14 protein-coding genes and 2 pseudogenes are annotated in these 14,233 nt (G+C 57.9%); 2 read left to right on the top strand and 14 right to left on the bottom strand.

Features of this window, described 5'->3' with window-relative positions; all coding sequences use genetic code 11:
- Window positions 1-248, top strand: a 248-nt coding sequence (locus NKI88_RS31040; protein WP_352659182.1) for a TCP-1/cpn60 chaperonin family protein, incomplete at its 5' end; no start/stop codon positions are given.
- Window positions 249-839: 591 nt separating this feature from the next.
- Here the strand turns inward: NKI88_RS31040 and NKI88_RS31895 are convergent.
- The 14 genes and pseudogenes from NKI88_RS31895 to NKI88_RS30965 all read right to left on the bottom strand — a co-directional run bounded on the left by NKI88_RS31895 (window position 840) and on the right by NKI88_RS30965 (window position 12,868).
- Window positions 840-1,004: a hypothetical protein gene (locus NKI88_RS31895; RefSeq protein ID WP_502909511.1), complete on the bottom strand. Its 165-nt coding sequence runs from the start codon at window positions 1,002-1,004 to the stop codon at window positions 840-842.
- A 171-nt stretch (window positions 1,005-1,175) separates the two neighbouring features.
- Window positions 1,176-1,852, bottom strand: a pseudogene (locus NKI88_RS31025) (IS6 family transposase).
- 177 nt (window positions 1,853-2,029) lie between these two features.
- Window positions 2,030-2,716, bottom strand: coding sequence for a response regulator (locus tag NKI88_RS31020; RefSeq protein WP_023679590.1), 687 nt, complete (start codon window positions 2,714-2,716; stop codon window positions 2,030-2,032).
- A gap of 718 nt (window positions 2,717-3,434) precedes the next feature.
- Complete coding sequence (gene virB11, locus NKI88_RS31015) at window positions 3,435-4,475, bottom strand: P-type DNA transfer ATPase VirB11 (RefSeq protein WP_352515378.1); 1,041 nt, start codon at window positions 4,473-4,475, stop codon at window positions 3,435-3,437.
- A complete protein-coding gene (gene virB10 / locus NKI88_RS31010) occupies window positions 4,459-5,598 on the bottom strand; it encodes a type IV secretion system protein VirB10 (protein WP_352659180.1) in 1,140 nt (379 codons plus the stop codon). Before virB10 ends, virB11 begins: the two co-directional genes overlap by 17 nt.
- The gene (locus NKI88_RS31005; protein WP_352515380.1) at window positions 5,591-6,475 is read right to left on the bottom strand and encodes a TrbG/VirB9 family P-type conjugative transfer protein; all 885 of its coding nucleotides are present in this window, start codon (window positions 6,473-6,475) and stop codon (window positions 5,591-5,593) included. The genes virB10 and NKI88_RS31005 overlap by 8 nt, the downstream gene beginning before the upstream one ends.
- Window positions 6,472-7,185 (bottom strand): type IV secretion system protein VirB8, encoded by a 714-nt coding sequence (locus NKI88_RS31000; RefSeq protein ID WP_023785251.1) that lies wholly within the window; start codon window positions 7,183-7,185, stop codon window positions 6,472-6,474. Before NKI88_RS31000 ends, NKI88_RS31005 begins: the two co-directional genes overlap by 4 nt.
- Window positions 7,182-7,340, bottom strand: a complete 159-nt coding sequence (locus NKI88_RS30995) for a type IV secretion system lipoprotein VirB7 (protein ID WP_081726271.1) — start codon at window positions 7,338-7,340, stop codon at window positions 7,182-7,184. The genes NKI88_RS31000 and NKI88_RS30995 overlap by 4 nt, the downstream gene beginning before the upstream one ends.
- A gap of 27 nt (window positions 7,341-7,367) precedes the next feature.
- Window positions 7,368-8,255: a type IV secretion system protein gene (locus NKI88_RS30990; protein WP_352515381.1), complete on the bottom strand. Its 888-nt coding sequence runs from the start codon at window positions 8,253-8,255 to the stop codon at window positions 7,368-7,370.
- Between the two features lie 55 nt (window positions 8,256-8,310).
- A complete protein-coding gene (locus tag NKI88_RS30985) occupies window positions 8,311-8,994 on the bottom strand; it encodes a TrbJ/VirB5 family protein (RefSeq protein WP_352652367.1) in 684 nt (227 codons plus the stop codon).
- Between the two features lie 13 nt (window positions 8,995-9,007).
- A complete protein-coding gene (virB4, locus tag NKI88_RS30980) occupies window positions 9,008-11,377 on the bottom strand; it encodes a type IV secretion/conjugal transfer ATPase VirB4 (protein WP_352515383.1) in 2,370 nt (789 codons plus the stop codon).
- A complete protein-coding gene (locus NKI88_RS30975) occupies window positions 11,377-11,703 on the bottom strand; it encodes a type IV secretion system protein VirB3 (protein ID WP_023679584.1) in 327 nt (108 codons plus the stop codon). The genes virB4 and NKI88_RS30975 overlap by 1 nt, the downstream gene beginning before the upstream one ends.
- On the bottom strand, window positions 11,703-12,008 hold the full coding sequence (virB2, locus tag NKI88_RS30970) for a pilin major subunit VirB2 (protein WP_023673707.1): 306 nt from the start codon (window positions 12,006-12,008) through the stop codon (window positions 11,703-11,705). The genes NKI88_RS30975 and virB2 overlap by 1 nt, the downstream gene beginning before the upstream one ends.
- A 74-nt stretch (window positions 12,009-12,082) precedes the next feature.
- Window positions 12,083-12,868 (bottom strand): type IV secretion system lytic transglycosylase VirB1, encoded by a 786-nt coding sequence (locus NKI88_RS30965; RefSeq protein WP_352515384.1) that lies wholly within the window; start codon window positions 12,866-12,868, stop codon window positions 12,083-12,085.
- Between the two features lie 1,290 nt (window positions 12,869-14,158).
- Here NKI88_RS30965 and NKI88_RS30960 point away from each other — a divergent pair.
- A pseudogene (locus tag NKI88_RS30960) lies at window positions 14,159-14,233 on the top strand (DNA-binding response regulator); the annotation flags it as partial.

Here is a 14,233-nt window from a genome sequence, read left to right as displayed (position 1 = left end):
GCGCGACCTACGGCTACAACGCCCAGACCGGCGAGTATGGCGACATGATCGCCATGGGCATCGTCGACCCGGTCAAGGTCGTTCGCACCGCTCTCCAGGACGCGGCCTCGGTCGCCGGCCTGCTCGTCACCACCGAAGCCATGATCGCGGAGGCTCCCAAGAAGGAGTCGGCTGGCGGCGGCATGCCTGGCGGCATGGGCGGCGGCGGTATGGGCGGCATGGGCGGGATGGGCGGTATGGATTTTTAATCCAGCCCCTATCAACTTACAGCGGACAGGGCGGCAGCAATGCCGCCCTTTCCTTGTGTGCCGAATATGATCGAAACCTTGGAGTGCGTCCCGAGGATCTCGTTCGAGCCTCACCGCATGGTCGAGAATTAGGATCTTGTCCGATCGAGCAATTCGCGGGCTCAACCTGGTCAAACCGGCGCCCCCTACGAACTGCCCGATCCTTGAGGATTCCGCTGCGCGACAATCACGATGATTCATTCAGTTGTTAGCTATAGGCGGTGAATCATGAGGGGTATTGAGGAGCGTGGCAAGGCGCCCATCTCGGCATTTAACTCCATCGAGCGTGATATCAGGGACAATTCTCTCATCGGAACCTGGCGGCTGGCGTTGAAGGACCCGGTGAATCATCCTGATCTATAGTGGAGCAGACGCGCTCTGAGCCTCAAGAGCGTTTCCTCCTCTGAGTATCCTTGATCTGCCGCTGGACATTCTCGTTGATATTGCTGAGCGGCTCAGCCCGATGGATCTGCTGAGGATTTCGCACACAAATCAAGAGCTGCGTGTCGCCGCGATGATAGTCGCAACGCCTCAAGAAAGGCGGATTCAGGTTCAGGCCATCTGTGGCAGCCCGTGCAACCGGGCTCCAGCAGCGTCGCGGACAAACGGGAACTGCGCGATCTTGCTCGACATGAGCGTGTCGAGCTGGTCGCGGATCGCCGTCAACTTCAGCCGATCCAGGATTGCGATCAGCAGGTCATGATCTAGGGTCGTCATCACCAGCTCCCTCCGGCCGCCGCTTCGTACTCGGCGAGTGGCCGCACCAAGGTGGCCGGGGGTGATCTTGATCCGCTCGGCGCGCACCGGCCCCTCGAAGCCGGCAACGCCGACAAAAGGCTCTGTCGCAAACCTGAAATGGGGTTGTGAACGGCCATTTTGGCCTGTCCGTCAGCCAGCGAGGATATCGCAACAGCGATCGACAGACTTGTAGGCATACCTCGCCTGTCGCTTGCCCATCATGTGGATCATCTTGATGCCGGAGAGGATAACCACGTCGTTCGCATGCGACTTGAACCCGAGCATGGATCGAATGCGGCTTGATACGCCGGTGATCCTGTTCGATCCGATTGTTTAGATGCCGGCTATTGTGGAGCGGATCGGCTTCAGTGGTCGCCGCGATCGCTGCCGCAGCCGGCTTTCAGCGTCGCAGGAAAGGATTGCTTCGTAATTGGTCTGGCTGCCGTCGATGACGATGCGCTCCGGCCGGCCATGGCGCGTCAGCGCCTTGCGGAGGAAGCGTTGGGCCGCCACCTGGTTACGGTTTTCGCTAAAGAAGAACTCGACCGTATCGCCGAGGATGTCGATAGCGCGGTAGAGATACCGCCGCGGACCTTGATGTACGTCTCGTCCAATGCCACTTGCTGCCGACCACACGCTTGCGCCGGTTGAAGCGCTCCAGCAGCTGCGGCGAGAAGTGGGCGACCCAGCGATGCACAGTGGAGTGGTCGACCTCCAACGCGTTAGGCCATCATCTCTTCCAGATCGCGCAGGCTCAGAGTGTAGGCCAGGTACCAGCGCACGCACAGCAGGATCACCGACTGGTCGAAATGGCGGCCCTTGAACATCACGTGCTCCTCCACAGCTGAGGCGTTTTTCTTGCCATGCTCGCTTACAAAAAGGTTTGCGACAGAGCCGTTCGAACCGCATGCCGACACCATCGTCAAGGGCGGCCGCGGTGTCCATTATGGCCACAAGCTCAACCTGACGACGGGCAGGCAGTCTGTTCTTTCAATTTAGACCAACTATGCGGATGCCGCCTCAGTCAATTCAAGAATGTAACCAATGCCGCGCATGGTCGTGATACGTGGCGTTGCACCTGACCTACTCAGGTGTCCACGTAAGCGATAGATTCCGACTTCAAGCGCGTTGGCAGATACCTCGTCGTTGAACGAATAGAGGTGATCTTCCAACTGCGCACGAGGCACGATGCGGCCTGCACGGATAAGCAGATGCTCTAAAATACATAGTTCGCGGCGTGCGATCTTCAGAGGATGACCCGAGACGGAAACCTGTCGGCCGATCGGATCGAAATTGAGATTGCCAAATACAACGATGGGGTCGGTCACCTGTGTCGACCGGCGCAGAATGGCTCTCATTCTGGCGATGAGCTCATCGAAAGAGACGGGCTTGAGCAGAAAGTCGTCCGCGCCACCGTTGAAAATTGCAATCCGCTTCTCGAGATCGTTGATGCTACTCATAATGAGGGTTGGAACTGAATGCCCGTTGCTCCTTAGCTGTCTCAGCCAGCCCAAGCCATCGCCATCTGGCAGAGCCAACTCCAGCAGGAGAATTTCATAGGTTGCGCAACAAAATGCCCTCGACGCCTGTTCCAGGTTGCCAACTACATCAACGGCAAAACCGCTATCCCCGAGCGCAACTCGCACAGCGCGCGTAAGATCCACATGATGATCAATGAGCAGCGTTCGCATTTCACGTCCTATCAAGGTCGGACAGGTCACCGTCCGCTGTAAGACCGGGGCGACAGCGGAAGTCGCGCAACTCTTCGTAGTGTTCGTAACGCTCTTTCCGATGGGTGATCGCGGGAGCATGCAAGCCGCACGCCTGCAATAGTCGGGGATGGAACACGTGAAGACCTGTTGACGGGCTGAAACCGTCGGTCGGCCAGCCCACAATGCCACCGACTCTGCCTGCGATTTCTCTGCGCATCGATCCTCCTATGGGTTGCGTCGCAAACTCCAGCTGAGGTCGCAAGGGCAGGTTGCGGCTTTGTTCATTGAGAGGACCCCCTGGAGGCAATACCAGGAGGATTCCCTATATGGCACTTCCCGATTTACCACCGGTCATTCCGAACCACGTTCGGCGGCTTTGAAGACCTTCATTGAGCGCGGCTACGTAAATCAAGGGTACGACCTGCCGGGTGTCGATGCCGCTTTTGAAGCAGGCATCGGCACCAGCTCGGTGAGCGTCGCCCGCGCAATTCAGCGGACGCGCTCGATACACCCAGTCGAATCGTGCCGCGACTTGCCGCGCCGACAGGGCGCCCGAAGACTTCAGACTTGTGACCGAAGGTCTACGCTCAGTCCTCCTCCCATTATCCACCTCCCTCAAATCAAAGTGGACGTTCAATCTGAACAAATTACGCCATCGTATCACAAACGACTTACCGATCCCCGACGTGCTCTAGCCTTAGTGCTTGTTAAGAAGGTCGGCTACTGTCTCTCCGCGTCGCCGGACATCGGCGGCGAGCCACACCTCCCCCACCTCATACACGTCGCCTTGGGTACGGAACGGCACAATGACGTCAATGGCAGCCGACAGCAGGTCAAGAAGCGTGTGGTCTTCCACAGCAGCTCCTTGCGGGCTGCTCTTGACGAGTGAAAAGAGCTTTTTAAAGCCTTGGACCGGATCCGCCCCATGAATCGTTGATATTGATCCCGCATGGCCGGAGACGACTTCGCTAAGGTAGGCCCAAGCAGCATCATCGCGCATCTCGCCAAGCAATATTCGATCAGGGCGCATGCGCAAGCTGGCTTGCAACAGTTGCTCGGCTGTCACCGCACCTACGCCTGCTCGGTCCTTCGGATAGAGTAACCGGACATGGTTCTCGTGCGGGATTGCAAGTTCGAGCGTGTCCTCGATACTTATCAGTCTCTCTTGCGGGGGTATAGCGTTGATCAAAGTCTTGCTCATTGTCGTTTTGCCGCTTCCAGTAGGTCCGCAAAGCAGCATCGTGAGCCGCCCGCAAACGCACGCTCGCAAAAATTGCTCCAAGTCACCATTGTCGTAGTGCTGAAGAATCGTTTCGTCCTGCCGCTCTTGACGCTCCTTTCGTGACCGCCATTGATTCCAACGCGAGTATTCGTAGCGAGAGGAAACTTCCTTGAGTTCGGTCACACGACTTGAGGGACGCCGTATCGTCAGGCTTATTGTTCCTGAGGGAACAGCGGGCGGCAAACAGATCTGCAGCCGCTCTCCGTTCGGCAGCTCAGTCGCACAGAGGGGGCTTTGCGGTCCGACATCTTGCTTGCGCAGCGCTCCAGCGAGGATCGCGATGTCCTCCAGATCGTCATAAGATAGCGGTAGCGGATGTTTCGTGAAAACGCCGGCCTGTCGGACAAAGGCTTCCCCAGGCCGGTTGATAGCGACCTCTTCGGTCCTTGGCTCCTCAAGCCATTTCAAAACAGGGTTGAGAAGCAAACGCAATTGAGGGTCAGCCTCCGGTCGCATTGTTGTCTCTCCGGCGTTCGCGATGTTGGGGGGCTGGCGCCACGGCGGTCGCTCTAAGATCGTATACATCCGAGAAATCGAGGTCCCGAGCCACAAAGATGGATACAGCATCTCCCTGGTTTTTCTTTAGAGTTGGCGGAACGTTGATCGTTGCTCTAAGGGTTGTGTCAACGGCTTGTCCGGCGTTGCTCTGGAAGCTGTTGATGCCGCTTCCTCCACCTGAGCTGCCAGCGTATTGACCGGCGGCCTGAAACGCGCCTTGAATGACGCTCATGAGCATTGCTCCGCCAAAGCGCTGCCAGAAGTGATTATCCACCGTGCCAGGCATTCCGGAGCGGCCTAGCTCGTCAGCGCCCGGCGATGCTAGCGAAACGAGGGCATGGTCAGGCGTTTCGATGCGCGTCCACAGCACGAAGACACGCGCATCCCCCTGTTGGAGACCACGCTGGATCTCGCCAATCACGGTCGTCCCGCGATCCAAAAGCACCACGTTGTTGGTGGCGCCGCGGACGTCTTTAGGTAAGACGCACTTCACATAACCCGGTAAGTTTGTGTCGACTGCCGTTTGCAAAATGCAGGGAATTATCGTTCCTTGAGTAATCACGAGATCAGGGTGCGGCAAAAGTGTGGCCCGGCTCGCCTCCTGTATATCTGGCTTCAATCGCCCCGACAGATCGCCAGCGTCTGAAATCTCATCCGAGGTTGCAGGAGCATCCCTATGGTTGTCTTCGCTCCGCTGACCGTCGTTGGCCATTTGACTGCTGCCACTGTAGGCGAAAATTGGTGTTTCCTCCGGCGGCGGATCAGCTGGCGCCGGAGGCGGCGTAGATGGCGCAGGATCTCCTGCCTGCGCCGCCTGTACGGGTGCTGGAGCTTCGGGAGCAATCTCAATCGGCACGGGGCGGAATGGCTCGGCGTCGGCGACAATTGGAGGTTTTGGCTGAGTTGGCTCGTCTTGTGTGCTGGGACGACCGCCGAGCCAGATGAGCGATAGAGATGAGATGAGAACAAGTGCAGCGACGGCCAACTTCTGCAATCCCGAAACATGCCGGCGGGCCGGCTCCGAGACCATCGATCCGGAGGCATGGACATCATGTCCCGACTGTGGGCCGGTTTCATTCATCGGCCGAGCCTTTCAAAACGCGCCACACGTCGGGTGTCACTGTACCGGTCCCTGGCGCTCGTCCCACAGGGTCATAAGCCCTGTTGAAAATGGACAAGACCGTATTGCCATCTCTCAGACGCCATTCCCGGGCGACTGCGGATACTTCAACATAGTCCCCTTTGACCGTGTAATTGGCAGCGGCTTCCTTGCCGTCGGGATTGATAATGTAGAGGGAGGGTATGCGGGAATTGCTTGCGAAGCCAAATACGGTGGTAAAGCCATTATCGAAAACTTCCAGCGGCGACAGCGATCGATCGCCCTTTGCGACGTAGTGAAAATTGCTTTCGTCCGGACTGGTAGTTGCGGCGGGCCGATTCAACAAATCCTGAACTCTCTCGTCGTGCAGCACTTTCGCCCGGGCCTGACCAAGAATCGAGCGCCTTTCTGCGTCCTTTCTCTGAGCAGCAGCCTCATCAGCAGGATAGGTGAACTGCACGCTGTAGTATAGGTCAGGTTGCTGCTCATCGAGTTTTGGCATCGCTCTCGTTGAAATACTGAAGACGTATCTCCGTGTACCGGACTCACTCTCGGCCAGCACGATGACCGGCTGCGGCGGGAGCATCCGGCTAGCCTTAAAAAAGAGATAGTTGGCGCGCGGGAGCGCAGCCAGGTCTTTGCTATTGGAAACGGCCACGGCTGCGACTGTCTCGTTGGCCGCGAATGTGACAACCAGCGTTGCCCCCACTGCGGTAGACAGGCGCACCACTTCGTCGGGACGGTAAGCCAGGTAGCGCATGCGCGCATCATGCTTGCCGGCAAGTGGTGTGTCTTCCGCGGACGCTTCCATCGTTAAGAAGAGTGAACAGACCAGCGCGAGAAACGCTCTTTTTGTCATGGCTGCACATAGCCCAGGTTCGATACGCTATCTTCCGAGCCTTGATAGGAAGTGACGAGTAGACCTCCCGGATTGGTGAGCCTCGATTGCCCAGGCAGACCCGTCAAGCGCTCGTAGCGGATGGTAGCTGTCCAGGTGGTCACTATCGGCATCTGCCCATCGACAACAAGCGTACGTTTGTAACGGATCTGTTGAACGTCCGGACTGATGTCGTTTGAGGAAATATGCCCGACCTCGAGCTTGCCGCGCTTGCCGACCGTGACTTGCGGCGAGGTGGGATTCGGATAGTTGAAGAAATCTTGATATTGCTGTCGCACAGCCGGCGCGCTGAAACTGGATACGAGGTCATAGGCGTATTGGGCTGTATCTGCTGTGTACCCCTCGCGCAGGCGTACATATTCCCACAGCGAAGCATTTATGACGGCTCGGTCTTGGGTTGCCGGCAGTCGAGAGACTGACACTTCGCTGTCGACGGTCCCATCCGGCCGGACCCAGAGGAACACAGGTACGAGCTTGGCCAACGGGACCATGGCAGCGATGGTAAATGCCTGGGCAACATTTCCTAGGACCGCCGCTGCGGCAAAGGCTATCAGGGCCTTTGACAGGCGCCGCGCAGACTTCGCTCGTGAAGTTTGAAACGCTTCCACCTTCTTATAGTGGGCGGCTAGCGTTTCTCTCTCCACCAGAAGGGCATGTTCAGGAAATTTCACTTTGGCTCTTCCGCGCATTCGACCCGAAGATCCTCAGGGGTGGTTTCCCATTGTCCCACGTTCAGTTGGAATGGGGCACCCGCGCACGTCGCAAGCCCATGGCTTGTCTTGCAGGCGGCCAAAGCGAGGATTGACAGAAGTAGGCAATATTTCATGTTTTTGGCACCGAGCTTGTCGATTGATTAACCACCCGCCGTTTTGGCAAAGTGGCGATTGAGGCTGTTAAGAGGTCGGTTCGCACCTCCCCAAGAGCCGCCGGCGATGCTGCTGGCGATCGTCGGAAGCGCGACGATCAGAGCGTCACCAGCTAGGAAAAGCATGTCGAGCTCGTAAAGCCCGATGATCTTGGCTGCTGTCGTGCCCGAGAATTTGATCATCAAAAGCATGGCTGCCAGCGAGACTGCTTCGGCAGCGATTACTATCGTTGCCACGATGTTGAGGAGGAGAAGCAGCAGCCCGTACGAGAGCAGTTGGCCGATCCATCTGGTGGCTATGTCTCGAGTGTGGTCAAAAAGGTAGCCTACAAGGACCAGGGGGCCGATCGTCAAGAGCACCTTCGTCAGAATTCCAACGGCATCGTAGATCTCGAACGCTGTCCACAGCGCGCCATAGAAAATCCATTGCGCTCCCTCGAAAGCAAGTATGTCCTGGCCGTTCATAGGCCCAATTTCGGAAGCAATCAGCTGAAAGACATACTGGCTTGAAGCAAACATGAGATCGAGCTTCTGGGGGATTCCGGTGAAGGGCAAGTCGCTGCCACTGATGTCGTGAGCCAACCTCGGAATCGTGTCGTCGAAGAGCGCTTCAATGTACAACTGATAGTTGGCCTGCCCTAAGATAAGGGCGACGACAATCGACACCATGATTACGCGCGAGATACCCCCGCGCGCATCGACTTGACCACGCATGACCAGAAAGCCTTGGATTATTATCCAAAGCGTGACACACGCCACCAGAGGCGCACTGACCGCCTCTTGGATCTTTCCAAGCACTTTGTGCAGCCCCAACGTGAAGGCCCCATGAAAGATCGCGTGTATAGTCGTGAATGGCGCGGGAATTTTGAAATTCATGGCGTGAGCCTGATGTGTCCCTGATCAGCGCAGCTGAGCCTGATGAACTCAGCGTTCACGGGAGGGGGTCAAAAATGCGAGCGGTGTCCCGATGTTCGCGACGCTGCGTGGCGGCCTCCTCAGCGGCGTGAAGGCTCCCTTGTGCAGTGGCCATCGTCAGCAGACTCGTGGCCTGGACATTTTGGATCATCGCATCGTGAATCTGCTTGAGGACCAGACCGTTGGTCACGGTGGCCTGCATAATATTTCCCGAGCGGGAAAGCTGACCAAGCGTGCCGGCGTTATCCTTAAGGCGCTTGTCCATTATGCCCAAAGTGTCGGCTGCAATAGCTGCGGCATTGGCGGCCCCAGCGATTTGTCCCTGTAACAGTTTCGCTTCTGAATCGGTGCCGTTGACTATCCGATTCGGGTCCTGCGCAATGTTACGGGCCATAATCGAAGCTGGCGCCCGAGCATCAAACATCTGCCCCTCCAGCTTATTGCTCGACGGGTAGTGATTTCCTTGGTTCAGTGAGCTTAGCAGTCCCGTGACAGCGAATGACGACGTTAGCATTGTCACCATTTCGATCGTGGTAGCGAGCGTCTCGATTGACCTCTCAAGGATCGCCGCATTGGAAATCGCTGTTAAGGTCGTTTGTATTTCTGTTCCAGGGTCGGTGACGATAAATTGCGACCGGGCCTGTCCGTGAAGCAGAAGGGAAGCAGCAAGGGTCGTTACTGCAAGTTTGGCAAGTTTCATGAATATTCCTCCGTCAGTCTTGAACTTCATGGTACCGGGCCATGAACTTGTCGAGCCACCCACTTGGGGCGTCTCCGTGCTGGTTACGAAGCTGGTCGGCAAAGCGCACTGTGTTGGCCCGCCCCGAGAGTACGGCTACGTACTCGCGCATCTGCCCAAGATCGAATTCGCAAACAATACTCCCGCTATCGCGCTTGAGCAAAAACTTGCGGCTGCCGATTGCCATTCCCTGGCGGATTGCCTCGAACTCCTGCGCAGTGCACTTCAAGCCATCGACATACGCAGAGCGGTCCGCCGTCGGTGATGGGTAGAAAATTTTCGTCATACATTGCGCAACGAGACTAGCTCCGAGAGGCGATTCCAGAACGTGTTCAGGCTGCTGCGTTGCGAGTATCAACATGCCGTTGTTTTTGCGGACCGTGAGCAAGAACTTGTCGATAGTGGCCGAGAATTGGGGGTTGAGTAGATAGAATCGAAATTCGTCGCAGCTCATGACGAACCGACGACCATCGACGATAGCGCCCACTCGATGCAGAAGGTATGCGGCGGCCGGTGCACAGACCTCCTCATATTCCAGGAGCTGCGTCATGTCGAAGCCCGTAATGGAGGCATCCAGCCTTACTTCGTCCACGTCGCCGTCAAAGGCCCATCCAAGCGCCCCCCCTCTACACCACCGCTGCAGCCGTGCTCCTGCGCCCTCGGAGGGGCTGTGCAATAGGAACTCGCGCAGGCCCGCAAGTGAGCGCATAGGGGGTTCGAACGAAAGCTGACGAACAATGCCGCGTTCCAGCCGACGGCTTTCCTCCGGCGAGATCGGACCACGGCCGTCACTCTCGATCAGGGCCATCAACCACTCGCGCAGAAAGTCCCGAGAGGCGGAGGTGTTGTCCAGTCCACGCAGAGGGGCCAAGCCGCTCGGAGCGCCTCTGCGCAACGCAAGATATGTCCCTCCCGTGGCTCGCACCAGCAGTTCACCACCCCGATCCTTGTCGAAGAAGACGATCGCACCATTGCGATCGACCAAGCTTTGCTCAAGCATCGCGAGGACAAAGGTCATCAGCGTCGTCTTGCCTTTGCCAACGGGCCCGAATATTGCCGTCATGCCGACGTCATTCTCATGGGGGATGTAGTCGAAAGAAGTTCCACCGTTTGTGCGAAAGCGCGCAACAGCATTGCCCCAGTGGCCGGAACTGGAACCGCTTGGGAAGTTCTCAAATGAGACGAGCCCGGCAAAATTGTGTGAGGTGATCGCCCCCGGGCGCGTGCGCCACCTGTTGTTCCCCGGAAGTTGGGACCAATATGCGGCCTCCATGCCGATGCCCTCTTGGACGATAACGGCGCCCGCGTCGGCCAGCCGTGCGCGGGCACTTGCTGCGCGATCTGCAAGGCTATTGAGGCTGTCGGCATAGACGCACAGGCTCAGATGATGCGAACCCATCACGAATTCGTTGCTTGCCAGTGCGTCCTCTGCCTCGGCAAGTTCATTGATCTGGGTGAGAGCCTTGTCGCCGGCACTCGTCATCTGGCTGGACTTAAGGCTTAGTTTGGCATGAGCTTGTGGGCGAGTGAGGAAGGAAAAGCTCTGGCTCAGGACAAGCGGGAAGTTGGCGGACAGCAAGGAATTTAGCATGCCCGGCCGCGTCGTCGCCGGATATTCACGGAACGAAAACAACGATCCGACGGAGCTATCCCCGGGCCTTCGAATCTCAAGCGCCCGCTTCCCGCAGATGACCTGGTCAGTGTAGATCGAGGCGCCAAGTGAGCCGGTAACCATCGGAACCGGAAGAAACCGGCAAGTCATCATGAGCCGAAGCGCCTCGCCGATTTCCGTGAAGAGCACGTTGCCTTTCTCACGAATGCCCAACCGGCGCAGACCGTAACCGCCGAGTGCGCCAGCAATGATGTGCCAGAGGTCTTCCAGGCTCCGTATTTGGGTGGCTAGATCGTGCTCATTCCGTCTGCGGGACTTGGCAATCCGCAAGCCGATCTTGCCGATTGCGGTGCGGGGGGACACGATCAAAGTGAGGAAGTGATCGTTGCGAAAGAGCTTTCCCGACAGCACACGACGCTCGTAGGCCTCGCTCAGACTGCCAGCGAATGCACTTTGAAACTGGCGCGGCGCCGGCGCCGGCACATCGTTGTGTCTCACAAGATGAGCGTATATCGAGACATTGTCATCGGCGATGTTGCGCAAGAGAGTGTTGAACGCGCGGCAGCGCGAGTTGCGCATCTCAGCGTCTTCCAAATCAAAGGGCACACCGTTCACATGTGCCATGGCCATGATCGATCCGTCTTCCAGAAGGACAACCTTATCGCTTACGTGACCAACATACGGAAGGTAGATCTCGCCAGACCTCTCGGTCCGGCCGCTGGCGCCGAACATTACACCATTCCTCTTCCGCGTTTCGGCACTCTGATCGGATTGGCGCTGACGCTTGCGCCTCCCCAGACCGGCCCGTCCACGCTTCTGCCGGCCGTCTGCAAATAGAGCAGCACGACGCTTGCCGCGTTATAGTCACGCTCAACAACCAGCCGTGCTCCGAACCAGAGTGGCGCGAGAACGATTTCGTAGAGCGGGTTCTGAAGGATAATGATAACAAGCCCAGCCAACATCATGAGCAATCCGGCCAGCGTCAGCGGCACCCCCAGAAACAGTGCGGGGCGCGTCGCCGCCACATAGAGGGTGCTCACTTCCAACCGGTCGCTCATCAGCCACCGCCTATGAGCGCCTTGCCCAGGAAGCTGGCCCCGAACATGATGACGATCCCTCCAACGACACCCGCAACCAGGCCAAGTGAAGCACGACCGAACATCCAAGAGATACCGATGGCTACGAGCCCGAGCACGGCCAGTGATTGTCCAAAGGGGCCAAGGATGAACGTGCAGATATTCTGGACCATCTTGGCAGGATCCGTCCCTCCGGTCACCTGAGCCGCGGCTGGCCCGCTGTAGAAGACCGTCCACGCCGCGCCTGCAGCAGCGGCCGGTACATATTCAGCCGCCATGCGCAGCATGGAAAAAGGCGAAGGAACACGCGTTTTAAGCGCACGAAGTATCTTGAGTGGCGTCATCATTGCATCTCCATGTTTCAATCGAATACGAGTTTGTTCGGGTTCGCGGGTTCCCGTGCTTTCGCAGCCTGGCTGCCTGTCGGACCGGAGGGATCGGCCCCGGAGCGGTCTGGCTGATACGAGCCCCAAATGTCCCAAGAATCTTGGTTGGGCTGCTTCTTTCTATTGGCCTGTTGGCTCTGCTGGAGCAGAGGCGGCACGGCTTTCCGACCGGGTGCCTCAAGGTGCGGCACATCTCGAGCAGTCGGCTCCAGCGTTCGCTCAAGGAGACTTGAGATGTCCTTTGCGGCCGACTCGACCTTGCGTACATAACCGTTGGCGAAGCCACGCGTGACGTCGCCCGTGTTATAGGCCGAGATGGCACGGCGAAGCGCCAGTTGCTGTGCCACAGCAGTGGTGCCGCCGGCATACCGGCTTTCAAGCAAGTGGGCGGCAGCCGAAAGCGAGGCGCAGGGCTCGAAAGCCCTTTCCGGCGTAAGATTGAGCATGGCAAAGTTCTTGCTGTTTATCTGCATCAATCCAACATCGACAGAATGTTGTGCTTCGAGGCGTTCCTTGATGCCCCGCGTGGCTGCCAGGTGGTCTATCCAGCGAAGCTGCTCACCTGTGGTGTTGTCATGAGCCACCAGCGTGTCAAAGCCACTTTCAATCTTGGCAATCGCGGCGAGGGTGGACGGCGCAACCCAGGGAGCGCATTTGCGCGACAGGCTGTGGAACTCACGCGGAGAAAGTGGCGCGGGCTCGGCTGGGAGTGACATGGATGTCAACAGGACGATGGCCAGCGGCCAAGCTGCAATAAACATTCCCTATCACCTACCTTTCCAAGCCGCCGGACGGGTTCTGGCCCTGTCCGGCACGCGCTTATCGGGGAGGTTTGTTACTGTGTGATGTTCAAGTTCAGCTTTTCGGTTTCAACTGAAGCAAAGACCGTGTTCGTATCAGTTGGGTGAGCATCTTGCGCATGCGTGGGTGGCGCGGGCCCGATCAGCCAGCGACATCCGGAGCATCTTGGTACAATGACTCCTGTACAGGATTGCTCGTCCCGGCCGTCCGTTGCTCCTAGACTGTGGGTCGCGACTTCGGCGTCATGGATGGTACTTCTGTCAGCGCCAAGCCAAGGACAAAATGGGGAGCTTGGCGGGTTTGTTCAGGCTCGGGATCACCGTGGGGAATCGACGAAGGCGATAAAGCAGCCCAACTTTGCCGGTATGCTGCCGGTGCTTAAAGAGCAGCCATGCGCGGCCCTGCACACTCAGATCATTGCTTGAGACGCGAGCTCGTCCGCGAAGCTGGCTCGAAGGCGCAAATCCGCGGGGGGGCGAGGGTCAACTGGGAAGACGTGGCGGCGCAGCCCATCCTGGTGCGAGCCTCGTTCAGCTGTTCGGCCGCCGCCGCCAAAGGGTGGATCATGCACAGTCCCATCGGCAGATAACGGCACGTCATTGACGGAGTCCGACGGCGCAATGGACAAGCATAGTGACACGCTCAGGATGGAGGAGTTGCAGTAACTGAGAAATGTTAGCCCGGACGTTCACCGCAACCGGCGACCTGCCGGTCGCCGAACAGCATTTGAGGCCGCCGGCCACCTTGGACGAAGCCGGCTTGGCAGGAGACACACTATTTTGCACAAGGCCGCTGCAGCGAATCACGGTCTTCTTCCGCCGACCGCCTCTCCGATCAAGCCAAACGCCGCGCTGCTCAATGTCCGAGCTGGATCCACGAGCCGGAGGATATCGAGATGATCCAGGTCCGCAAACTCCAGGATGACCAGGATGCAAGGGCATAGCAGGAAACTTGGCATCCATGAGGTCGAACTTGAGTCGATATTGGCAGGCCTGCACCAACGGGGGAGCTCGAATCGAAAAAGCGAAGGACCACACGGCAGGGTCATGTCGGCGCTTGGACCTGTCTGGTGGCCACGGGCTGCCTTGGTGCGGTCAATTCGCTGGGGATGAAAAGAACAGGACGAGCACGGCCTCACATTGGCCGCACGCAACGGCGAGTGGTATCAAGGAGCAGCTGTTCTGGGTCGGTGCCCCAGGGTTGCTCGGCAACAGGTTTAGACAAGGGGATTCAAGATTGAAGGTGTGCCGTTGAAACATGTTCTTGTCATTGACGATGATGCCGCAATGCGGCGCCTCATCGCCGAGTATCTCACGATGCATGCC

The sequence above is a fragment of the Mesorhizobium sp. M0317 genome (genome assembly GCF_040321555.1).
In the GTDB taxonomy this organism is placed as follows: domain Bacteria; phylum Pseudomonadota; class Alphaproteobacteria; order Rhizobiales; family Rhizobiaceae; genus Mesorhizobium.
Note: the sequence above shows the minus strand (reverse complement) of the source record. Positions and strands in the feature narration are given on the sequence as shown.